At 47.4% G+C, this 21,947-nt stretch carries 19 protein-coding genes; 18 read left to right on the top strand and 1 reads right to left on the bottom strand.

Features of this window, described 5'->3' with window-relative positions:
- Nucleotides 1–53 precede the first annotated feature (53 nt).
- The 6 genes from pabC (at nt 54) to BV405_RS08675 (ending at nt 5,137) form a co-directional block, all read left to right on the top strand.
- Nucleotides 54–923: an aminodeoxychorismate lyase gene (gene pabC, locus BV405_RS08700; RefSeq protein ID WP_086480477.1), complete on the top strand. Its 870-nt coding sequence runs from the start codon at nt 54–56 to the stop codon at nt 921–923.
- Between the two features lie 85 nt (nt 924–1,008).
- Entirely contained in the window at nt 1,009–2,064 is a 1,056-nt protein-coding gene (mltG, locus tag BV405_RS08695) for an endolytic transglycosylase MltG (protein WP_086480476.1), read from the top strand.
- Between the two features lie 96 nt (nt 2,065–2,160).
- Nucleotides 2,161–2,814, top strand: coding sequence for a dTMP kinase (gene tmk, locus BV405_RS08690; RefSeq protein WP_086480475.1), 654 nt, complete (start codon nt 2,161–2,163; stop codon nt 2,812–2,814).
- Between the two features lie 69 nt (nt 2,815–2,883).
- Nucleotides 2,884–3,894 carry a DNA polymerase III subunit delta' gene (locus tag BV405_RS08685; protein WP_140054536.1) on the top strand — a complete coding sequence of 337 codons (1,011 nt, stop codon included), beginning with the start codon at nt 2,884–2,886 and terminating at the stop codon, nt 3,892–3,894.
- 34 nt (nt 3,895–3,928) lie between these two features.
- On the top strand, nt 3,929–4,285 hold the full coding sequence (locus BV405_RS08680; RefSeq protein ID WP_086480473.1) for a PilZ domain-containing protein: 357 nt from the start codon (nt 3,929–3,931) through the stop codon (nt 4,283–4,285).
- Between the two features lie 54 nt (nt 4,286–4,339).
- Nucleotides 4,340–5,137 carry a TatD family hydrolase gene (locus BV405_RS08675; RefSeq protein ID WP_086480472.1) on the top strand — a complete coding sequence of 266 codons (798 nt, stop codon included), beginning with the start codon at nt 4,340–4,342 and terminating at the stop codon, nt 5,135–5,137.
- Nucleotides 5,138–5,234: 97 nt separating this feature from the next.
- On the opposite strand, the gene BV405_RS08670 is transcribed toward BV405_RS08675, so the two are convergent.
- Nucleotides 5,235–6,290 carry a YiiX/YebB-like N1pC/P60 family cysteine hydrolase gene (locus tag BV405_RS08670; RefSeq protein WP_176330094.1) on the bottom strand — a complete coding sequence of 352 codons (1,056 nt, stop codon included), beginning with the start codon at nt 6,288–6,290 and terminating at the stop codon, nt 5,235–5,237.
- A 336-nt stretch (nt 6,291–6,626) separates the two neighbouring features.
- On the opposite strand from BV405_RS08670, the gene BV405_RS08665 reads away from it, so the two are divergent.
- The 12 genes from BV405_RS08665 to BV405_RS08605 all read left to right on the top strand — a co-directional run bounded on the left by BV405_RS08665 (nt 6,627) and on the right by BV405_RS08605 (nt 21,866).
- Complete coding sequence (locus BV405_RS08665) at nt 6,627–6,914, top strand: hypothetical protein (protein WP_086480471.1); 288 nt, start codon at nt 6,627–6,629, stop codon at nt 6,912–6,914.
- Between the two features lie 275 nt (nt 6,915–7,189).
- Nucleotides 7,190–7,843: a TetR/AcrR family transcriptional regulator gene (locus BV405_RS08660; RefSeq protein ID WP_245832280.1), complete on the top strand. Its 654-nt coding sequence runs from the start codon at nt 7,190–7,192 to the stop codon at nt 7,841–7,843.
- A gap of 241 nt (nt 7,844–8,084) precedes the next feature.
- On the top strand, nt 8,085–9,467 hold the full coding sequence (gene gmtY / locus BV405_RS08650; protein ID WP_086480469.1) for a gamma-mobile-trio recombinase GmtY: 1,383 nt from the start codon (nt 8,085–8,087) through the stop codon (nt 9,465–9,467).
- A complete protein-coding gene (gmtZ, locus tag BV405_RS08645) occupies nt 9,457–13,074 on the top strand; it encodes a gamma-mobile-trio integrase GmtZ (RefSeq protein ID WP_086480468.1) in 3,618 nt (1,205 codons plus the stop codon). Before gmtY ends, gmtZ begins: the two co-directional genes overlap by 11 nt.
- On the top strand, nt 13,061–13,699 hold the full coding sequence (gene gmtX / locus BV405_RS08640) for a gamma-mobile-trio protein GmtX (protein ID WP_217895609.1): 639 nt from the start codon (nt 13,061–13,063) through the stop codon (nt 13,697–13,699). Before gmtZ ends, gmtX begins: the two co-directional genes overlap by 14 nt.
- Nucleotides 13,692–14,126, top strand: coding sequence for a VPA1267 family protein (locus BV405_RS08635; RefSeq protein WP_086480466.1), 435 nt, complete (start codon nt 13,692–13,694; stop codon nt 14,124–14,126). The genes gmtX and BV405_RS08635 overlap by 8 nt, the downstream gene beginning before the upstream one ends.
- A complete protein-coding gene (locus BV405_RS08630) occupies nt 14,123–16,291 on the top strand; it encodes an AAA family ATPase (protein WP_086480465.1) in 2,169 nt (722 codons plus the stop codon). The genes BV405_RS08635 and BV405_RS08630 overlap by 4 nt, the downstream gene beginning before the upstream one ends.
- 256 nt (nt 16,292–16,547) lie before the next feature.
- Nucleotides 16,548–17,480 (top strand): hypothetical protein, encoded by a 933-nt coding sequence (locus BV405_RS08625; protein WP_086480464.1) that lies wholly within the window; start codon nt 16,548–16,550, stop codon nt 17,478–17,480.
- A 47-nt stretch (nt 17,481–17,527) separates the two neighbouring features.
- A complete protein-coding gene (locus BV405_RS08620; protein WP_086480463.1) occupies nt 17,528–19,288 on the top strand; it encodes a hypothetical protein in 1,761 nt (586 codons plus the stop codon).
- A 222-nt stretch (nt 19,289–19,510) separates the two neighbouring features.
- Entirely contained in the window at nt 19,511–20,284 is a 774-nt protein-coding gene (locus tag BV405_RS08615; protein WP_086480462.1) for a radical SAM protein, read from the top strand.
- A 338-nt stretch (nt 20,285–20,622) separates the two neighbouring features.
- The gene (locus BV405_RS08610) at nt 20,623–20,973 is read left to right on the top strand and encodes a histone-like nucleoid-structuring protein, MvaT/MvaU family (protein ID WP_086480461.1); all 351 of its coding nucleotides are present in this window, start codon (nt 20,623–20,625) and stop codon (nt 20,971–20,973) included.
- A gap of 329 nt (nt 20,974–21,302) precedes the next feature.
- Nucleotides 21,303–21,866, top strand: a complete 564-nt coding sequence (locus BV405_RS08605) for a DUF1285 domain-containing protein (RefSeq protein ID WP_086480460.1) — start codon at nt 21,303–21,305, stop codon at nt 21,864–21,866.
- Nucleotides 21,867–21,947 lie beyond the last annotated feature (81 nt).

Genomic DNA, 21,947 nt, shown 5'->3' with positions numbered 1-21,947 from the left:
AGGGCCCATTGGGCCCTTTTTTATCTCTGCTGTTTGCTACCTGAGCTGGTTATATGGCTTTTCAGACTCTGATTAATGGTATTCCGGATCAAAACCTTCCCTTAACCGATCGCGGATTAGCCTATGGTGATGGCGTTTTTGAAACCTTTCGGCTGATTGATGGAGAGGTATTGCTGTTTGATCGTCATTGGCAGCGTTTATCTGAGTCCCTGAAGCGTCTGAATATTCCCCTGCCGCTAACAGAGGCTGAGCTGAAAACAGGTTTTAAAACGGTTATCTCTGATGGGGTTGGTGTTGCCAAACTTATCGTCACCCGGGGAAGTGGTGGTCGTGGCTATCGGGTTCCCGATCAGCCTGATAGCCAATGGATACTTCAGGGTTTTCCCTTACCTGAGTCGAACTCTGATCACTATCTCTCAGGTGTTGGGGTCCGAAGCTGTGAGCTGAAACTTTCTGACCAGCCGGTGCTTGCCGGTATGAAACATCTGAATCGTCTGGAACAGGTGATGGCAAGATCGGAATGGCAGGATGAATATTTTGAAGGCCTCTTGTTCAGTCAAACTGGTGCTTTAATCGAAGCGACCATGGCGAACCTTTTTATCATTCAGGGCAGCCAGCTTCTCACACCAAAGCTTGATCTTTGTGGCGTTCAGGGAGTGATGCGGGATGCAATTTTAAATTCAGATGTTGCTATCTTGCCGGGAATTACCGAGTCGAAAGAGTCGGCTTTGTATGAAAGTGCGCTGTTGAATTCCGATGCGGCATTTATCTGTAACAGTGTTCGGGGGATTATTCCTCTGACTGAATGGTCTGACTCTAAAGGTGTTCAGATTCGGCAATGGGAGTCTTCTGCTCATCCTGACCTCCTTACTTTGATGGAGCTTTTCCATCAGAAGCTGGCGTTACCTTATGCTGGCCGATAACGAGTCGATCAATAATGGATTGACTGAATTAACTGTATTTGTGTTCCACCGGAGTGATTCCGGAGCGTTGTGTTAAGGAAAAACTATGGCTTTTCTCAATCGCCGGATTATTGGTGCTGTTTTAGCGTTAGGTGTGGTCCTTGTGTTGGGCGTTGTGACTTATTGGCAGCAACTTCTGGAACGTCCGTTACCCGTGACTGAGCCTTTGGTTTATGAGGTGAAGTCAGGTCTGGGAGCTCATCAGGTGATGGCTCAGCTGCAGGCTTTGGAAGTGTTACCGGAAGTCTGGCCGTTAAAAGTTTGGCTGAAGCTGAATCCTGAGAAAGCTCGCCTTAAAGCTGGCGAATACCAGATTCCAGCTGGGCTGAATGCTTATGAATTGATGGCGTTATTAGCTTCTGGCAAGACGGTTCAGTATCAGGTAACGCTGCCGGAGGGGCTTAACTTTGCTGAGGCCCTTCAGTTACTGCAGCAACAGGAAAAACTGACCATTAAAACCACAGACCTGACGTTTCCTGAGATTATGCAGCAGGTTTCCGGTAAGCCACTGGAAGAAGTTGAGCACCATGAAGGTCGTTTTTTTCCGGATACCTATCAGTATCATAAAGGCGTTACCGATCTTCAGATTCTGAAGCGCGCTTATGACAAGATGAATCGGGTACTGGAGGAAGAGTGGCAGCAGGCGGATAAAGCAGCGCTGCCTTATAAGAGTGCCTACGAAGTCCTGATTATGGCCTCCATTGTTGAGAAAGAGACCGGTGTGCCTGAAGAGCGTTCACGGATTGCTGGTGTTTTTGTTCAGCGTCTGGAAAAACGGATGCGCCTGCAGACGGATCCTACGGTAATTTATGGCTTAGGCGATCGCTATCAGGGCAATATCACTCGTCGCCATCTGAAAGAAAAAACAGCTTATAATACCTATCGAATCAATGGCTTACCGCCAACACCTATTGCTCTTCCCGGGCGTGAAGCGATTCATGCGGTGTTGCATCCCCTGAAAGAAGGCGACCTGTATTTTGTTGCCCGTGGCGATGGCAGTCATAAGTTCAGCAAAACGCTGGAAGAGCACAATAAGGCGGTGCGTCACTACCAGATCTACAAGCGCAAGCAGGATTACCAGTCTGCGCCTTCAGCTCAGTAAGAGCTGTGAGTACCGACTGGTGGCTTCGAGTACCGGCTGGATAGGTAAGTCCGCAGATTGTTTTGAGTGAACAAGACGGCTTTGAGCGAATACAAGATGACTTTGAATACTGAAAATACAGCCCGTGGCTGCTTTATCACTCTGGAAGGTTCAGAAGGTGTGGGTAAAAGCACCAATCTGGCGTTTATTCAACAGTGGCTGGAAGAGCAGGGGCATCAGCCAATGATGACCCGTGAACCCGGTGGTACCCCTATGGCAGAAGAGATCCGTGAGCTTCTGCTGAGCCAGCGGGATGAGAATGTCAGCCAGAAAGCGGAACTTCTGCTGATGTTTGCTGCCCGTGCCCAGCATCTGGATGAAAAAATCCTGCCGGAACTGGCTCGCGGTGGCTGTGTGGTTTCGGATCGTTTTACTGATGCGACCTACGCCTATCAGGGCTATGCCCGGGGCCTGAATCTTGACTGGATTGCTCAGCTTGAGCAGCTGGTGCAGGAAAATGTACGCCCTGATCTGACTATTTTGCTGGATCTGCCGACCGAAGTTGCCCGCCAGCGAATGAATAAGCGTGGTACCACTGACCGTTTCGAGCAGGAGCAATCCGAGTTTTTTGATCGTGTGCGTCAGGGGTATCTGACCCGCGCTGCAGCAGAACCAGAGCGCTTTGCCATCATCGATGCCGGTCAGGCACTGGAGCAGGTTCAGCAGGATATTGCTGAGGTGCTGCAGGGCTTCTTTCTGCAGCGTAGCTGATCGCCTCTGCTTGTTTGAGTAACGCTTTCTCTAAGCCAACTTTCGATAACTGCCAATTTGGAACACCCAGTGACAGAACTCGTTAAAGACTCACCACTTATGCCTTTTGTCTGGCAGCAGGATTGCTGGAGCCAGCTGACTGAGCAGCATCGCTCTGGTCGTTTGCCCCATGCGTTGCTCTTGGCCGGAGAGCAGGGGATCGGCAAGTACCATCTGGCCAGAGCTTTGGCAGCTTATCTGTTGTGCCGTCATCCGGCTCAAACGGCCTGTGGAGAATGTGCGTCCTGCACCTTATTTCATGCAGGCACACACCCCGATTTAGCAGAAGTGATGCCGGAGAGCGAAGGCAAGCAGATCAAGATTGAGCAGATCAGAAAGTTACAAACCTTTGCCAGTAAGACGGCGCAGCAGGGTGGTTTTCGGGTTGTGATTCTGCAACCAGCAGATGCTATGAATATTAATGCCGCCAACGCGTTGCTGAAAAATCTAGAAGAGCCTGGCGATAATGTGCTCTTCATTTTGCTGAGTAACCGAACCAGCGCGGTCATGCCAACGATCAAAAGTCGTTGTCAGCAATTTTCACTGCCGATTCCGGATCGTGAGCAGGCACTGAACTGGTTGAATCATCATCTTTCCAGCCATGCCGCTTTGCATGCTGAGAAACTGTTGAAAATGGCACAAGGCAACCCTTTATTGGCTCAGGAACTGGCTGATGAGGCTCTGCATAAGCAACGGGATAAACTCTTTTTTGCCATGGAAAACCTGACCCGTGGCGGAGATCCTGTCGAATTAGCCCCGAGCTTTATCGACGGTGATCTGCAATGGACGCTGCGTTGGATGCAGCAGTGGCTGAACGACTGGTGTCGCTGGATGGTGACTCAGGATGATGCTGATCTCTCTTTCCCTGATATGCTGCCGTTGTATCGTCAATGGCAGCACTCTTCCAGTCTTGAGAAGGCACGACTGTTGTTTCAGGATGTTGGGCGTTTACGGACCCAGCTATTGTCCGGTGCTAACCCCAATCTGCAGTTAGCGATGGAAGCCCTGCTTATTCGCTGGGCAGGTAAGATGTTACTATAATCTTCATTAATTCGCGGTTCAGGGAGTCGGGCGCATGGCGCAGGTCAAAGGTGATGAGAAGCCGATTAAGGCAGCGGTGGTTAACTTAACCAATAAAGATGAGCTTTATGAAGCTTATATGCCTTTTCTGCAAAATGGTGGTCTCTTTCTGCCGACCCGGGGGAATTTCCGTCTCGGACAGGAGTTGTCCCTGATGCTGAACCTGATGAACGAGCCGGATAAAATTCCGGTTACCGCTCAGGTGGTTTGGATCACTCCGCAAGGTGCCCATGGCCGCCGAACCGCAGGTATCGGTGTGCAGTTTTCTGACGAGCAGATCTCTTTGCGGGATAAGATTGAGCGCTATCTGGCTGGCCGTCTGAACTCGCAGCACCCGACACACACTCTTTAGCGACACGTTTACTTCTGGCGAGTAATCGCCCTGATTGATGACTTTAGGATATTTATGTACCTGATCGACTCTCACTGCCATCTGGATCGTCTGGATCTTTCACCATACAACGGAGACCTGAACCTGGCTCTTGAGGCTGCCCATGAGCGCGGTGTCAGCCACTTTCTGGCAGTTAGTGTCACTCTGGATGATGTTGCTGAACTGAAAGATCTGGCTCGTCAGTACACATCGATTTTTGCTTCAGCGGGTGTTCATCCTTTGCAGGATCTTCCACACGAGCCAACGGTGGAAGAACTGGTGAAAGAAGCTGAAGATGAGTTGATCGTAGCGGTGGGTGAAACCGGTCTGGATTATCACTACGCTCCTGAGACTAAAGAGCTCCAGAAGGAGCGTTTTAAGCGTCATCTGCTGGCGGCACAGGAAGTGAACAAGCCGGTTATTATCCATACCCGCGATGCTAAAGAAGATACGCTGGAGATGCTGGAGAAGTACGGTCCTGATGCCGGTGGTGTGCTGCACTGCTTTACCGAAGATCTGGACATGGCCCGTCGTGGTATAGCGCTTGGCTATTATGTGTCGATCTCAGGGATCGTTACCTTTCGCAATGCGGATCAGGTTCGCGAAGTGGCAACCAAAATTCCTCTGGATTCATTGCTGGTGGAGACAGACTCTCCTTACCTGGCTCCTGTTCCCCATCGTGGTAAGAAGTGTGAGCCGCAGTATGTTCGTGATGTTGCTGAGTTTATCGCGGAGCAGCGCGGCATCTCCTATGATGAACTGGCGATGCAAACCACGGCTAATTTCTTCCGCCTGTTTAAAGGTGCTGCCCCTAAGGCGGTGGCTGCAGAGTAAGCAGTACTTATTGATAGTTCATTTATAGAAAATGTTAAAAGCCGGATCTGTGCTAACAGATCCGGCTTTTGAGTTTTTGGTCGAAAACCGGAAAGTTTTAGTGGGTCCTTCTTCCGGCAGGCATTTCACCTTCGTAAAAATCCGCGTCCGTCTGAGGTGAGGTAAAGGCGACAAAGGGTTCTTTCTTTACCTTAAGTCTCTTTTTACTTTGAGCTGAATTTTCCTCTGCCTCAGTATGTTCGCTCAGCTCACTGTTACTATCTTTCTTGTCAGTTTCTTTAACGCTTTTTTCATTATTCCCGTTTGGCGCGGGTAGTGGCTCATCACTGGTTTGGCCTTCCGGGTAGACATACATCGACTCCTCCTGACTATCGAGAATACCTTTGCCATGCCAGGGCAGCAGTCGGTAATCCGCATGGTCAGAGAAATCCATAAAGGGATACTTGATGATCTCGAAGTAAGGTGAGTAGTCAAAATCCCTCGGGGTGCAGAGCTTAGGATTACGGCGGAACAGCTGTACGCCCTGATCACCATTTTTCTTCACCAGAGGCAGAATCGGGAACTGAATAAAGCCAAAGGCTTCAGCGATCATGGTAGAGCATACGGTTTTGGTCGCTTTGCCTGCATTATGCTGAAACAGCGAGGACCGCCAGCGTCTCGGCATAATCCACCAGGGAAACAGAAAACGGGCCAGATCAAGAATCTGGCGCACGTCATATTCTTTGCCCAACTGGCTGATGGCGTAATGGATCATCTGCTGGCTGTCTTTGTGGCTGATACCCCGGGGGCGGCAGATACGAATATGATCCTGCTTATAGCTGGCCAGATCCCGTACGACAGTCCCCAGACCCAGTTCCGATTCCACAATCAATTGAGTATCCGGGCTGAAAGGAAACAGCTCCATCAGCGTATTTCGCAGTTCCGGGTCTTCGATATCGTGTATGCGCCCGAGATAGAGCGCGGCATGGGACCAGGGGCTCTGGGTGATCATCTTAATTACGTCACTGACCCTTGAGCGTCCTTCGATCAGAAGTACGTCACAGGGACGAACCTCATAACGGATGCGCTCAAAATCCGACAGAGGAAATTCAGGTGAGGGTCTTTGCTGTGTCAGCCAGTTAACGATTGGCCGTGTCATTCTCGTTATTTTCATCGCAGTATCCTCCGCGATTCTTGGTTGTTCTGTACAGCGGGAGCCTGATGAAATGGCGGATGTATCGAAAAAGCGACTTCTTATTTAAGAGTAAGCTATATCCGGGTATCTGTCAGAGATAGCGATGCAGAAGTGTGACCGGTTTGGGTCTATCAGTTAATACGGCGTTAATGCAGGGGGAATACAGGCTTAAATGCCGAATAGTGACAGGGATCAAGTTGCAGGATTACATGGGATGCAAATTCATTAAAGCGTCATAATGCCAGAACCTGCTGAGCATATACTGGGTTTGTGACGTGAGAATGACTATAAAAAAACAAACACGGAGGATTCGACATGAAAACTTATCAGGTCGATCAGTTTGAAATTATTGCACGCCCAGCATTTAACCGTGTCTTACTGCCTAAGGTTGGACCTGCATTCAACGTGGCTACTGCCAGAGTTTTTATCGATCACAAAGGTTCCCTGACCATTCGGGATGATAACAGTGAACTGGTTTTTTCTGATATCAGTGAGAGTAGTCTTCAATGTGTGCTTGAAGCAGGTGGTGTCCATGTGATGAATCCGGAACTGGATGTACACCCAAAACTGATACATATCCCTCTGGGTGCTTTGAGACATTAACTCCCGGACATAACGGAAAGTTTTTCCCGCTCTTTGGATTATCGACAGTATCGGAATAGCGGAAAAAGCCCTGCACGAGGATAAAAAGTGCAGGGCTTTTTATTTGTGCTTTATAAACTGCTAAAATGTGACTGAAAAAAAGAATCTGGTCAAATTAAGTGCAAAATGGTATTGTGTGCAGCGCAGCATAGGGGTTGCGTTAACAGGTATCAGTATCCTTAATCGCCACGATACTGGTAATTCAACAGATGCATATTTGTTAGGCAGTAGATGTTATGACCTTATCAGCAGTGGAAAAACAAGCACGCAAAGTGCAGGAGTTTCGCCAGCGTGAAGCGAATATTCTGGATGCAGCTCTTGAGCTGTTTCTGGAGCATGGTGAAGATCGTGTCACCGTTGAGATGATTGCTGATCATGTAGGCATAGGTAAGGGCACCATTTATAAGCACTTTCGCAGTAAATCTGAGATCTATCTGCGTCTGATGCTGGATTATGAAAAAGACCTTGCTGACCTGTTCCAATCCCCGAAGATTTCTGAAGATAAAGAAGCTCTGTCCCGCGCATATTTCGAATTCCGCATGCAGGATCCGGGTAAGTACCTGCTGTTCTCTCGTCTGGAAGAAAAGCTGACCAAGTCCTCCGGTGACTCCGATATGCTGGATGAACTGCATAAATTCCGTGCCCGAAATCTGGAAAGTCTTACCGATCTGATTACCGCGCGTATCGATGAAAACAAGCTGGAAGATGTGCCTTCTTACTTCCATTACTGTGCGCACTGGGCTCTGGTTCACGGTGCTGCAGCACTGTATCAGTCCCGTTTCTTCCAGGAAGTGATTCAGGATAAAGATGAGTTCTTTACCTTCCTGATGGAGATTGGGGTGCGTATGGGTAACCGTGGTCAGCGGGGGCGCAACAGAGAGGAATCATGATGTTTGATGATTTTCCTGTTCAGTATATTGAACCTGTCTATCGGCCTCCCAGTGAGGCCAAATCGTTTATTCTGCCGGTAACCAATGGCTGCAGCTGGAATCAATGCAGCTTTTGCGATTAGTAGTATAAAAAAAACATACTGAAACAAGCCCCAAAAGAGTGAAAACCTGGAATTCGCTCTTTTTTTATGCTGGATTTGTGTTTATAGTTCTATAAACTAAATACTAAAAGTACGGAAAAATGCTGAACAGTAACTGTGTCAAAGCAAGCGTCAAAGTAGATAACACAGGAGTCTTTGTAGATTTGCCTGTGATTATCACGGACGACGGCCTGCTGAGAAGTTATCTCGATTACTTAATTGTTCATCGCAACAAGTCTGAGAGCTGGAAAGATCGCAGTGTTTATGCCGTTCGTCTTTTAGTTGATTACACAAAGCAAAATGAAGGTTGTTTTGCGAATTCGTATGACCTCTTTCGTGAGTTTGCCAATTCGCTTTATACCGGCACCGTTGCTGAAGATGGTGAAGACCCGAGCGGGCTGCGCTGGAAGCCGCGCGCGGTGAAAGATGCAAATTTTCTGATCAATCTGGTTACGGACTACACCGACTGGCTTGCGACTCAGAACGAAGACAAAAAATTCAAGATAAATCCTGAGGTCAAACCTACAAGTCACGAAGAATGGATGGCTCTCGCAGCCTACTTTCAGAAAAAACGCCGCGCATTTTTATCACACCTCTGGGCGAGCAAACCTGCCCCTTCAAGTTATCGAAATGTCATGCCGAGGCGGGTTTCAAAATCCGGAGGAACGGAAAGCAAAAAGAGCTTTCCGGAAGGTCGTATTGATGACCTGCTTTGGAATGGATTTGTTCGTTATGGCTTTGAGACCAGCAATAAGGTCTATGAACGACTCGATCTGAAGAATGTGCTGATTACGATGCTTATGCACCATGGCGGACTCAGAATCAGTGAATGCTTCCAGCTCTGGTTGGAAGACATCATGCCCTTCGATGATGGCGACAATGTAACGGCACTCGTCAAAGTTTTTCATCCTGACCGTGGTAGAAGCCAGGGCAGCGTAAGTCGCCGTGAAGTGCTGCTTCAGCAGTACGGATTGAAGCCGCGATTCGAATACCCGAAATCTCATACATTACACGCAGGCTGGAAGGACCCAAAACTCGATGACGAAGATAAGCACTACTTGAAGGTTTGGTGGTTCCCTCAGGCTGCTGGTGAAACCTTCTACGAGTTATGGCGACTGTATCTTCAATATCAGCGGTCTCCGGATGACGGCAAGCACCCGTATGCTTTTACCAGTCGTACAGGAGCGCCGTATTCAGTGAAAGGCTATAACCAGTCGCTCAAAAGGGCAGTGGAGCGGATTGGCCTGCCATTCTCCAAAGAGGCAGGTACAACCGCTCACGCTCATCGCCACTCCTACGGTCAGGCTTTGGCTGATGCTAAATCCAGCTCACTGATTATTAAAAACGCTTTGCATCATAAATCGATAGAAAGTCAGGAGGTCTATACGGGTCTCACTGACAAGCAGATGCGAGCACACTTGAAGCAGCTATCACCAAAGATAGCTTACTCTGAAATCAAAAAAGGTATTTCACATGAAGACTAAATACGCAACCCTTGCGGAAGCCTCAGCCGCCGCACGGGCATTGGGCTTCAAAACACATGCGGAATACCTACATGGCTACAAACAGGACCCGAAGCTGCCAGTGAGCCCTCAAACATACTACGCAGAGGACTGGGAGAGCTGGTTTGATTTCCTGGGGACAGAAAAGCCAAGTGAAAAATATGCAACGCTAGCTGAGGCATCAGCCGCCGCACGGGCATTGGGTTTCAAAACACTGCCTGAATACCTGCGGGGATACAAACAAGACCCGAAGCTGCCAGTGAGCCCTAAAAAATACTACGCAGAGGACTGGGAGAGCTGGTTTGATTTCCTGGGGACAGAAAAGCCAGAAGAGAAATACGCAACGCTTGCCGAAGCCTCAGCAGCCGCACGGGCATTGGGTTTCAAAACAGGGGCTGAATACCTGCGGGGATACAAACAAGACCCGAAGCTGCCAGCGAATCCTAAGAGAGTTTACAAGGAGGACTGGGAGAGCTGGTTTGATTTCCTGGGGACAGAAAGGCCAGGTGAAAAATATGCAACGCTAGCTGAGGCATCAGCCGCCGCGAAGGCGTTGGGTTTCAAAACACAGGCGGAATACCAACGGGGATACAAACAAGACCCGAAGCTGCCAGCGAATCCTGAGAGAGTTTACAAGGAGGACTGGGAGAGCTGGTTTGATTTTCTAGGGACAGAAAAAAAATATGCAACGCTTGCTGAAGCCTCAGCTGCCGCACAGCTGCTGGGTTTCAAATCACAGGCGGGATACCTGCGGGGGTACAAACAAGACCCGAAGCTGCCAGCGAATCCTGAGAGAGTTTACAAGGAGGACTGGGAGAGCTGGTTTGATTTCCTGGGGACAGAAAGGCCAGGTGAAAAATATGCAACGCTTGCTGAAGCCTCAGTCGCCGCACAGCTGCTGGGTTTCAAATCACAGCCGGAATACTACCAGGGCTACAAACAAGACCCGAAGCTGCCAGCGAATCCTGAGAGAGTTTACAAGGAGGACTGGGAGAGCTGGCCTCGTTTTTTGGGTACAGAAAAATATGCAACGCTAACTGAGGCATCAGCCGCCGCGAAGGCGTTGGGTTTCAAAACACAGGCGGAATACCTACATGACTACAAACAGGACCCGAAGCTGGCGGGGTGCCCTAGTGAGTACTATGCAGAGGACTGGGAGGGCTGGTCTCATTTTTTAGGTACCGTTGATGAAAGCCAGACTGCTTATCCCCAGATTTGGAAAGCCATTGAGCGCTATATTGAGGAAGGGACAAATCAAAGCTCTAAAACAATGCATTTGAAAGCATTTCTCCGAGACTTTGTTGCAAAACAACAGTTAATTGATGATCCGGGGGCTTTGCTTTCGAGGGATATTCCGTTTTTAGAGCAAGCTTATATTGATTTTGTTCATGCAACAGGAGATACCGTTAAGAAAGCCCGGTACAACATCTGTGTGGATTTTTACGATTGGGTTCAGGAAAATTATTGTTCGGATGAGGATGAGGATGGAGAGTTGGTTGCTCTGCCTGGATTTCGCAATCCGCTGCGAACGGTGCTCAAGGGTTTTCTGGATCAGCTGCCATCGGCTCGCCGTAGTGAGTCGAATAAGCCTGTTCTACCCATGTCTGCTATTCTCAGGGCCAAGCAGCATCTGATTCCACCGGATGCTACATCCTTTCGAGACCTCTATTCATTGCATCCTTTTTTGGAGGACTGCTGGTTCGAGATTGATCCTAGTTTGATTGATAAAAACGATCCGAATTGCATATACCGATCTAGGGAAAAAGATCGCAAACCAAAAGGTGGCGAACGCTTTAAAGAGTGGGTCTATGAGCTCTGGTCGCCCGTCAAACTTGTTGCTAATTATGTCTTGCTGTCCATGCCTCTCCGAGGCCAACAAATCTGTTGGCTTGATAGTGGAGAAGGTGATGACTCCATTCCGGTTTTTCGTGAAGGAAAGATCCGCTGGATAAAAAACACCAGTCATCTTGCTACCCGAAAGCGCAACCAAGGCTTTATTCGACAAGGTAGTGATGATGGTGATCTAAGCTCCTACATCACAACAAATAAGACAAGTCATAAAGAGGGTGGTTACCATATCCCCTACCTGCCCGACGATCTGGCCTACTGGATCATCCAGTTGCGTGACTGGCAGGCCAAGTATAACCCACTTAAAGAACTAACCCCTTGGACGCAAATTAAGCTCCGATTTAGACAGAACACGAATGTGTTGAAGCAGCGTGGAAAGCAAGCATTTCTGTTCCGTGACCCGGCTTCGTTGGCTTGTGAAGATAAAGTGTCGCCTATGTTTACGGTAACCGCATTCTCGCGGACTTTGCCTGCGATACTGTTTCACAGCCAGCAGCCCGGTGAAGATCTGGCTGAAATGAAGCCCAAGAAGAACTCCGTTGATTATGAAAGTCAGTTCACACCTCACTCGCTACGTGTCAGCCTGATCACGGCCTACATTGTCGATGGCCGAGCTCCGATTGCTGTGATTTCAAAGCTGGTGGGACATTCATCTCTGGTGATGACGCTTTACTACACAAAAGTAGGCCATACACACATGAGAAAGGAGCTGGCGGCTGCGGAGAAACGATCACTTGAACAAAGCTTAGATCGTTATCAGGATCTTATCATTCAGAAGAAGATCGATGAGGCACGACCAGAGCTGATCGCAACAGATCGAAATGCAATGGATCAATACCTGAGTTCAGACTGGCCGGCAGCTGCTTTTCAAGTGATGAGCATAGGAATATGTCCGATGGCTGGGAACAAGTGTGAAGAAGGGGGCGAGATATTGCTGGATCGGAAAGCTGAGGCTCTTTATTCGCCCGTTGCCCGTGGCTACTTGGGCGCACGAAACTGTCCACGGTGCCGGTTCTTCATCACTGGTCCAGCCTTCCTCGGAGGCCTATCAGCCATCTCCAACGAGATCATTCTTGAAATCAATACAACCCGCAAGGAGTACCATGATCTTCATTCAGAGAAAGAGAAACTTAATGACATGCGGTCTTTAGCGCAGGATGCCGGAAAGGTTTTTGAACAGGAAAGGAGGCGGGAAAAAGTCCTTTCGGCGTTTGAAGAGAAGGCCAAAAAACTCGATATGCTGCTATGTGATCTCCAATATTTTTATCAGCTCATTACTCAGTCTACAGAGCTCTTGAGCAAAACCGAGTCAGATAAGCATCAGTTAATTGTGAGCGACAATTACGTTGAAATGACTATGCACCTCGCGGAGCAGCAAAGCGACTTCCGGCTTTTGGCTGAGGTATGTGCGAATGCCGAAATCTACGAAAGTGCCAGTGCGTCAAGAGCGCGGCCTCTACTCAGCCAGGTCTTGGATAAACTGGCAGACACAAACGGCATTGCTCCGGCGATGTTCCGGCTGACGGAAGATCAGCAGCTCAAGGCTGCGAATCAGGTTGTCCAGTTGATAATGCAAGTGACGCAAAATGACTGGCATGTTGCAGATCGGTTGGTTAACGGCCAGATCTTGCTGGAAGACTTGGCTGAGCCGCTGAAGCTTGGCGAAATACGTCATGAGATCGAATCCGTCATGCACGGATCTCTGAAATTTCCAATCGGAGTTGAGAATGACAATGAGTGATCCGAACGCAGTCTATGAAGCAGTGCAGAGTCAGTTAAAAAGTGCTCGTTCAAGGAAGTCGCTTGAATCCCTGCACACGGTCTGCAAGGAGCTTTTCGAGTCGGGCTCGGTTGATTTCAAAATCACTACGATAGCTCGCTTGGGAGCCAGCCGAGGTGTGCCTGGGGCCCAGACCATCAGGAATAAGACTGGCGAACCGTATCGAGCCTTGATTGAAGCTTGGCGTGAGTTAAGCCATAAAAAGAATCGAAAATCGGCAGCCAAGTCTGTGAGAGGTAAACATGATTGGGTGGATGAGCTTCAAAATCCGGCTCATCGCTTTCTGGTGCTCGACCTGATTGCTCAAGTACGCCATCTGAGAGCAGAGAATCAGAGATATGCCTCGATCACGCAACTGAAAATTGACTGCCGTGCTGGCTCTGAAGCAGTGGTAGAACCTCAGTTGCCACACTTTCTGGAGTATGAAATCGATGCATTGAAAGAAGCTGTGTCTGATGAGTTCCTGGCTCGACAGGGCTGGGTTCGAGGGCCGCATGGAAAAGTCATAGGTGTAAATGGCATGACTATCTTTTCAAATGGATACCTAAATGCGATTGAAAAAGTGTTGAGTCTGAATCATGGCTAATGGACAGGAAAAAGCGCGACTAAACCTTGCGGCTTTTCAGCGCTGGATCGCTACGCAAACTGACGAAGACTTCAAGCAAATCATTTTTCGGGGGCAGCTAAACCGAGGCGAAATCGCTAAAGCCACCGGTATTGGTAAAAGCGCACTACGCCAAAATCCTGCCATTAAACAAGCGCTGGAAACATTAGAACATGACTTGCGAGATCGGGATGTCCTGCCGCCAATGGCAGCTCAGACTGAAGCACAGAAGTCTGCTCCAAAGGCCTACGATCCAGGTGTGAAAAAGAGAAATATGGAGTCAAAGCGGCTTGCATTACTTGAGCATGAGGTTGTCGAGCTAAGAGCCAGGGTGGCGACTTTGGAAGCAAAACTAAAGCGCTACGGTGAGCTATCGGAGGTGCTAACAGAGTACGGTATTGCACCATGAATGAAGCATATTTTCGTGTTACCAGTTGCCAATATACCGGTTCGAAATACGCTATATTCACCGGCGTTCCCTTAAGGCCTGATAGCTACCTCATAAACAGTGGCAAATATATTGTCTCTGTTCAGTGCGAACTCCAGGCTCTGCCGGTTAAGCCTGCAATAGGCCAGCATTGGCGAGTTAATGGAAAGCGAGAGCTAAAGACCATTACCTCTGGAAGCTATGAACTGGAGCAGCACGTATATGAGTCTCCAGATGAGATGGAATGCACATTGCCTGAGACAGGTGAAGCGCTGATCCGGTTTATCGCTTCGGAGAAAGATTTCACTGGTATTGGTGAGTCTAAAGCCAGAGCCCTCTGGGATGCGTTTGGCAAGGATATCCACGCCATGCTGCAGTCAGATACTTCTGAACATCGATTGCAGCTCAGAAGCATCCTCAGTGATGTCTCAGTGGATGCTTTGTACGAGGGGTACGCCAAATACAAGAACTTGGCCTCTGCTAACTGGCTGACCTCCCTTGGTGTACCTATGCGTATCCAGCAGCGCATTATCAAGTACCATGATGAAGGGACGATCAAGGTCATCAAGTCCAACCCGTATGCGCTACTGGGTTTTGGGGTGCCTTTTGCTGATATTGATACCATTGCTGAACAAATGGAAATGGGTAAATCCTCACCTGCAAGGCTTGCTGCAGCTGTGGAAGGTGCTCTGCGAAATCAAATTAAAAAGGGGCACACCTATTCCAACCATCGATCCCTCAAGCCAGAAGTCGTTAAGCTCCTTGGAGGCGATAAAGAGCTAGCGGCAGAGGCTTTAACCCACGGTTATCGCAACGGTCAATTCATTCTCCGAAAGGAGACCGGAACCTATCATCCTACTGCCCAGATCATGATGGAGTCTGTCGTTGCCAAGCGACTGATAGCGCTATCGAAAATAAAGGCTGAAAATGACACCGTTTTCAAAGCGATGGTTGCGGCTGTATCAGAGCTTCCCTACGACCTGACGAAACAACAGATCAAAGCCGTTGAATCCAGCCTAACGAACACTGTTTCCTGTATTACAGGAGGCGCTGGTACGGGTAAAACTACCGTTCTGCGGACTGTGCTCAGGGCTTATGAATCGCTGGGCTACGAGATCCATGCTGTGGCTTTATCTGGGCGTGCAGCCATGCGTTTGCATGAAAGCATTGGCTTTGTAACCTCGACGGTAGCCCGCTTTCTTTTAAAAGACCCTGTCATACCGTGTCTGGCTAAACCAAAGCACCTCCTTGTCATTGATGAAGCCAGCATGATTGACTTGCCGACGATGTATCAGATCATCACTCACATAGATCCATCGGTTAGCATCGTGTTCACTGGAGACCCCGATCAACTGCCTCCTATTGGGTGCGGCAAGGTTCTGTCCGATATCATTGAATCCGGTTTGATTGCCACTGTGAAGCTGGACATCGTTAAGCGGCAAGAAGGCTCAACGGGGATACCTGAATACTCTGCAACGATCAATCAAGGGGCTCTGCCTGAAAGCCTGTCTATTGGCTCAATCACCTTCCACGAAACGCATGTGGATGACGTAGTCGATAAGTGTAAAGAGCTGTACGCTGAATCACCACACAATACACAAATTCTTGGGGCGACAAAGGCTCTCGTACACACCGTAAACAAAGACTGTCAGCAGCTCATCAATGCAGATGGTGCCAGGCTTCAGTTTACAATGGATGGGGATGAACTCTTTCTGGATATAAGGGAGGGGGACCCTATCCTATTCACCAAAAACAACTATAAGATTGGTATCCAAAACGGCTCCCTCGGCAGGCTAACAGCAGCGGTATTCACTCCTGCTGAGGAGGATGACGCTGCCATGTTTGGAGTCGTGACACTGGATACGGGTGAAGAAATTCAGATCAGTGAAGACCTTCTCGATTGTATTGAGCTTGGCTATGCAATCACCTTGCATAAGGCTCAAGGCTCTCAGTTTCCTCGTATTATTGTTCCGGTAGAAAAGGGAATGATTACAGACCGGGCCTGGATCTATACAGCTATTACACGGGCCGAATCAGAGATTCATCTGGTCGGCAGAGCAAATGAGTTTGCGGAGATTGTGAAGAAGACAAGCAATGCGAACAGGAGGTTAAGTTTCTTGCGAGAATTGCTTCAAGAGGCTGCCTAAGGGAATTGGGGGTTGGCTGTTTAAAGCACAAGATCCCCCTCCTCGCCGGTCACGGCCAACGGGACCTCTCCCTGTGCCGCCAAATCATAATAGCTACCGCCTACATTCTGTGCAATATGGGATAACTGGTTACAGTTTTATCCATTTCTAAGAATATAGCTTACTTTTTGAAAGTATTATAAGGAACATGCTTTTTATGCGGCTATGTTCACTTAGCCAATACACTATCTAAGAAGGAAGACCAGAGAGGGATGTTATGACTTTAGTGATTGCGGGTTATGAGCATGAGAAATCGGTAGATTACTCAAGGTTCTCCGATGAAGCTCGACCCTATGTTCCTGAAATGAAGGTTGATGGCCTTTTTGCTATTGCTGATAGCGCAATCACCAGCCATCAGGGAGGAAGAACTATTCTAAATGGATTTAGAAAAGTTTACGAAATGGAAGCAAGGCTATGGAAGCCAGATTTCATGCCAGATGGTTCTTTCAGAGGATATTCTCAGGTATATGAAAAGCGGCCTTTCTTTATAGGTTTTGCGGGAAGCACACTAACAGCACAACATATACTTAATAGCATAAGTGAACACTTGGGAAGGTTAAGAATAAGCTACTCTAGGGAAGGCTTTTCTGATGCTATTAAATATGAAGTTATCCGGCATTGTCAGAAAAACCCATTGGATTCGCGAGGTATCTCGAACTGGGATGATGACACATTCTTAGACAACGATTTCAAAGGTTTGCTTAAGGGGGAAGTCATAGCAAATTTCGTTGAATATTCCATCAACGAAGCTTTGCACTCTGCAAGTAGATACAAACTATCAATGGCAGAATTTGAGGCTATGCACACAGAATTCGTATGTGGCACATGGTGTCCCTATGAAAAGCGCCATGAACTTTACCTTTTTAGGATGAGAAGTAAGCGCGGAGAAGACGGTGTTTTGGTTGCTTTTACAGAAAAGCAGCTTGTTGAGACTGGTGAGGTTGTGGTTCTGGGTATGCACAGAAGATTTGGAGGCTTGGCGCAAGATAGATTCAATTTGGCGCTAACGAATTTCAAAAGTCCGGCAAGTGAAATTTATGGGCTGCTAGAAGAATGCATTGATGAAATACAGAATGAAGGCTCAAAAGAAATTGACAGGCCCATATCATTCAGAAGACTTAATCGACAAAAAATCACCCGAGTGAAATAAATTCAAAACAACCAGCAGTACGCTGATACCAAGGGAGTTGGCAATTAATGAATCAAGATTGGATTCTTCAAAAGAGGGAAACACGCCGGACTTTTTCAAACTCCACCTGGGTGCCATTGAGAGCATCCGTTAAAGATGAAAAAGGAAATGCTTACTATGCGGGCCATGTTGCCGAATACTTTGGTTGCGGTTCTGTGGCATTTCCTCCCGAGCACAGAAAAATAGCTGAGAAAGCTAGTTGGGGCGACATCGGTATTGGACGTACTCCCGAGCCCTACGCCTACGAGGATGGCTATTATTCCCCAATTGATCAGTATGAATGGAATGACAAAGAGCCAATCGGAATCCACCTTGTTTTTGAATATCCTCAACCTGTAGTTGGCGGAACCTTATGGGGATTAAACCCTGACTTGGTGGTGGCGCTTCGACTTATAAAAGAAGGGAATAACTGGGTAAGGCCAGAAGAAAATTTTGTAATAGTGGCTCGGGAGATTCTCGATGAGCAAGGGCAGCCACGCCTAATCGAAATCAAAAAAGAGTTCCTATTGGACTATCTAGCTGCTAGAGATTTGTCTCTAAAGCTCTCGTACTATCGACAAAGAGTGGAAAACGTACCCTCGCTTGAAAATAGTGAATACTCTGGTCTGGAAAGTCACCAAGAGCAGAGGGATGGAGGCCAATATGAACTGCTTATTCGGAGTTTGAATGATGTCTTTGGTGGAAGTTGGGCAATGCTTCGTTCTTGGCGCACTGATGTAGATGAAGAGGAAGATGCTCCCATAATGGGGCCTGAAACAAACGAAAATACTGATTATGAAAAGTCTGAAGGGAATAGGTCCGGCTATGATGGTGTGCGGGTAGAAGGAGAGTTTTGGCGAGATGAATGGGTTGATCATCAGGGCATTAGCAAGCGCATCAGAGGGGATGCTGATACAAATCTACCTCAATTCATCGTCGAAACAGATAGTACTCGTATCCCATCATCGGAGCTGAACAGTGAATACGTTGGAAGATGGCTGTGGTTTCGTTCAAGTATTGTAAATGAATTGTTAGGGCTTCGCGGCTTCTCGCTTGAATGGCATACATCTGAAACAGGTTCTATCCGTTCAACGTCCGGATATCGAGTTCACTTTGGAATAAACTCTGCGGATTTTATTACCGTATATGCTTATGACATCGCTCGCCTCCCTTCGTGGGAGCAACATATATGGGCTGCACATAATGCTGTTCCAGAAGGCAAGATTTCTAGTGAGTTGTTCGATTCACAAGTGAAAGCTCAACCTGCATCCACACGTGCAGTAGAGGTGCTGTTTTTAGAAGTAATGAACATGCTTGAAGACGGATTCAGACGAGAGTTTGATGTCTCTCTTTTCTCACATGAGTTGGATTTTGCGGAAGCCTTAAAGCAAATATCAAGATTCGAAAGCAAAGATCAAGCCTCATTGCTGAGACTAGCCAAAGAAATTGTCCGTGCTTTCTCTGATAGGCTTAATGTCAAAGAGTTGAGGACGCTATCAAAGCATGAGAACAAAGACAAACTTGGCTCCATCAAAATACTACAAGACATCCTATCCCAGAAGGTTGGTAATGATGATGCTCGTAGAGTTTTTGGGCCAATTGTAGGTGCTTATGATATGCGAATAGGCGATGCGCACCCCACAAGTTCAGGTATCGGAGAAGCCTTAGAACTTGCAGGAATCGACAAAGAGAGCTCATTTCTAAGACAAGGGCAACAATTGATCTCCAATGTTGGTGAGTCTATTTTCATGATTGGTAAGTTGATGTTTGCAAAAAATGATAAACGATGAGACCTGCTAGTTGGGATAACAAGGCGCTACTGCCGACAGGGAAAATCATCGCTGGTCATTAAATACCTCGGGTGAATCGAGCGAAGCGAAGAGAGGGCAGAGCCCTCTGCATTTTGCCGTGATGTTTTGTTATGTCAATTTAGTATGCATACTATATGTAAAGCCCTTGCTTTGCGCACTCACTCACTGGATTGGTATGTTTTTTATGGTTATAGTTAAGAGATGTATACTGATCCTCAGAAGAAGTTTTCTGCCCGAAAAGAGGCTGAAGTTCTTGCGGATATTGACCGCTCAGGGCAACAGCTGATAGGCGTCAGTCGGGTATTTCTGGCGGATGGTGATGCGATGGTGCTGTCCTCCCGGCGTTTGCTGACCATTCTTCAGGCGCTGAATAAAGCCTTCCCGGAGTTACGACGTGTAGGAGCTTATTGCTTACCGCGTAATGTTGCCCGAAAGACGGTTGATGAATTAATTGAGTTAAAAAATAACGGCTTATCTATTCTTTATGTCGGTGTTGAATCAGGTGATGATGAAGTACTAACCCGGATTAAAAAGGGTGAAACCGCTGAATCGACGTTATCGGCTCTGGAAAAAATAAAGCAGGCGGGTATTAAAACGTCGGTTATGGTGCTGAATGGTTTAGGCGGAGCTGAATTGTCAGAACAGCATGCTGTTAATTCTGCCCGGCTGATCAATCAGGCTCAGCCGGATTACCTGTCGACCTTGGTGTTGACCTTCCATCGAGGTCCTAAGCGATTTGTTGATGATTTTGGTAACGACTTTGTTGAATTAAACAACAAAGGCCTGTTCTCAGAAATGCATCGATTTATTTCTGAACTAAATCTTGAATCAACGGTCTTTCGTTCCGATCATATTTCTAACCGTTTGGTTCTGAAAGGTACTTTAGGTCGGGATAAAGAGATGATGCTGAATCAGATTGAGCAGGCGATTTCACATAGCGAGCGTTTCTCTGATATTGCTCTGCAAAATATTTAATAAGCTAACCTCTGTTGTTTAATAAAGCCTCTGAATGCAAGCAAGATCGTTTTTGGATCATTTGATGGGGCTTTATTAATTCTTGTAATTCCATATAAGTACTATTAGTATTACTTGCATTAAAGCTTCTTGTTCAGGCGTATTGAAAGGGTCTTCAAAGTCTATTCTCCCCCTAAAGTTATTCAATAAAGAATGTTTTGAGTACTGAAGGTGGTCTGAAAGACAATCGTGCGCGTATGTAATGCAAAGAGAGTGTAACTCCTGCATCACTGCATAAAGTTGCCTGAGATAAGAAACCCCATTTCCCCCAACACCTGTATGTTAAGAAGAGAATAGTAATGTCTATTATCAATAAATATCGTGAGAAAGAACGTCTGATGCGCCAACTGCAGGAAGAACTGCAGGCGATGGAAGAAAAGCAAGAGCTGAAACAGGAGCTGGCTTTTAAAACTGCAATTGAAGATGTACTGAAGCAGTTCGATAAGTCTGAATCTGATCTGATTGCTCTGTTTGCAGGCGATGAAGATGTAGCTGAGGCAGGTAAATCCCGTCGTAAGCGTACGCCAAGTGTTTACAAGAACCCTCAAACTGGCGAAGAGATCACTGTACGCGGTGGCCGTCAGAAAGATTATCAGGAGTGGATCCAGCAGTACGGTAAAGAAACTGTACAGGGCTGGAAAGTTTCCTGATCCTGTTAATATGAGGAATTGCCCTCATATTACTCATCGTAAGTCTGTTTTACGATGAACAAAAGAGCAGCTTCGGCTGCTTTTTTTATGCCTGCAATTTCTAAACTATAACCACTTCATTTTCTGTTTCAGGGTATTAGGCTGGTTTGTGCACTTAATTTGTGCGTGAAATGTTTTCATTATTATTTTGAATGACCTTATCTGATGGATTATCCGCTTAAATAATATGGTCTTATTTTTGTTGGGTTAGTCATCTCTAGTGGTTTTAGCCACAGCATTTTCTCCGTTACTGCGTTAAAATATCAGGCAGAAATTACGGGAGAGAAAGTATGTTATCCGGCAGTTTTTCACCGGCACAATTGGCTCAGCACATCGACAAAAACAGCGGGGAAAAAGGCCTCCCTCCGGTTGAAAAGTGGAACCCTGAATTTTGCGGTGATATCGATATGCGCATCGCTAAAGATGGCCAGTGGTTCTATATGGGATCACCGATCGGTCGTGCTGCCTTGGTTCGTATGTTCTCCACCATTTTAAAGCGGGAAGATGATCGCTATTTTCTGGTGACTCCGGTCGAAAAGGTTGGCATCCAGGTCGATGATGTGCCTTTTGTCATTACTCAACAGCTTGAGCCTGTAGAGAGCAAACTACGCTTTGTCACTAATGTGGGTGATGAGGTGTTGTTGGATAAAGAGCATCCCCTTACGGTTTCAGTTTCTGATACCGGTGAGCCTGAACCCTATCTGTATGTCCGCGCTGGATTAATGGGGCGGTTACACCGGAATCTCTTCTATCAGCTGATCGAGCAGGCTGAACCTTATGAAGAGGATGGTAAGACTTTTCTAGGGCTGAAAAGTGATGACTGTTATTGGTCGTTGGGCGAGTTGCCGGAATAAATCCGCTCATTGCTTGATCCCTGATCCCTGATCCCTGATCCTGTGTTCGGATGCCGATCTTTATCTATTCCTCGGTTTTGT

It is taken from the genome of Oceanospirillum sanctuarii (assembly GCF_002150805.1).
In the GTDB taxonomy this organism is placed as follows: domain Bacteria; phylum Pseudomonadota; class Gammaproteobacteria; order Pseudomonadales; family Halomonadaceae; genus Oceanospirillum; species Oceanospirillum sanctuarii.
The sequence above is the reverse complement of the archived record's forward strand: the minus strand, read 5'-3'. Positions and strand labels throughout refer to the sequence as shown.

What these genes read in the sequence shown, in the direction of transcription:
- BV405_RS08620 (WP_086480463.1), top strand. Translation starts at nt 17,528, where the DNA reads ATGAATCAAGATTGGATTCTTCAAAAGAGGGAAACACGCCGGACTTTT.
- BV405_RS08615 (WP_086480462.1), top strand. Translation starts at nt 19,511, where the DNA reads ATGTATACTGATCCTCAGAAGAAGTTTTCTGCCCGAAAAGAGGCTGAA.
- mltG (WP_086480476.1), top strand. Translation starts at nt 1,009, where the DNA reads ATGGCTTTTCTCAATCGCCGGATTATTGGTGCTGTTTTAGCGTTAGGT.
- BV405_RS08625 (WP_086480464.1), top strand. Translation starts at nt 16,548, where the DNA reads ATGACTTTAGTGATTGCGGGTTATGAGCATGAGAAATCGGTAGATTAC.
- BV405_RS08665 (WP_086480471.1), top strand. Translation starts at nt 6,627, where the DNA reads ATGAAAACTTATCAGGTCGATCAGTTTGAAATTATTGCACGCCCAGCA.
- gmtX (WP_217895609.1), top strand. Translation starts at nt 13,061, where the DNA reads ATGACAATGAGTGATCCGAACGCAGTCTATGAAGCAGTGCAGAGTCAG.
- BV405_RS08675 (WP_086480472.1), top strand. Translation starts at nt 4,340, where the DNA reads ATGTACCTGATCGACTCTCACTGCCATCTGGATCGTCTGGATCTTTCA.
- BV405_RS08635 (WP_086480466.1), top strand. Translation starts at nt 13,692, where the DNA reads ATGGCTAATGGACAGGAAAAAGCGCGACTAAACCTTGCGGCTTTTCAG.
- pabC (WP_086480477.1), top strand. Translation starts at nt 54, where the DNA reads ATGGCTTTTCAGACTCTGATTAATGGTATTCCGGATCAAAACCTTCCC.
- BV405_RS08660 (WP_245832280.1), top strand. Translation starts at nt 7,190, where the DNA reads ATGACCTTATCAGCAGTGGAAAAACAAGCACGCAAAGTGCAGGAGTTT.
- BV405_RS08670 (WP_176330094.1), bottom strand. Translation starts at nt 6,290, where the DNA reads ATGAAAATAACGAGAATGACACGGCCAATCGTTAACTGGCTGACACAG.
- gmtZ (WP_086480468.1), top strand. Translation starts at nt 9,457, where the DNA reads ATGAAGACTAAATACGCAACCCTTGCGGAAGCCTCAGCCGCCGCACGG.
- BV405_RS08680 (WP_086480473.1), top strand. Translation starts at nt 3,929, where the DNA reads ATGGCGCAGGTCAAAGGTGATGAGAAGCCGATTAAGGCAGCGGTGGTT.
- tmk (WP_086480475.1), top strand. Translation starts at nt 2,161, where the DNA reads ATGACTTTGAATACTGAAAATACAGCCCGTGGCTGCTTTATCACTCTG.
- BV405_RS08630 (WP_086480465.1), top strand. Translation starts at nt 14,123, where the DNA reads ATGAATGAAGCATATTTTCGTGTTACCAGTTGCCAATATACCGGTTCG.
- BV405_RS08605 (WP_086480460.1), top strand. Translation starts at nt 21,303, where the DNA reads ATGTTATCCGGCAGTTTTTCACCGGCACAATTGGCTCAGCACATCGAC.
- gmtY (WP_086480469.1), top strand. Translation starts at nt 8,085, where the DNA reads ATGCTGAACAGTAACTGTGTCAAAGCAAGCGTCAAAGTAGATAACACA.
- BV405_RS08610 (WP_086480461.1), top strand. Translation starts at nt 20,623, where the DNA reads ATGTCTATTATCAATAAATATCGTGAGAAAGAACGTCTGATGCGCCAA.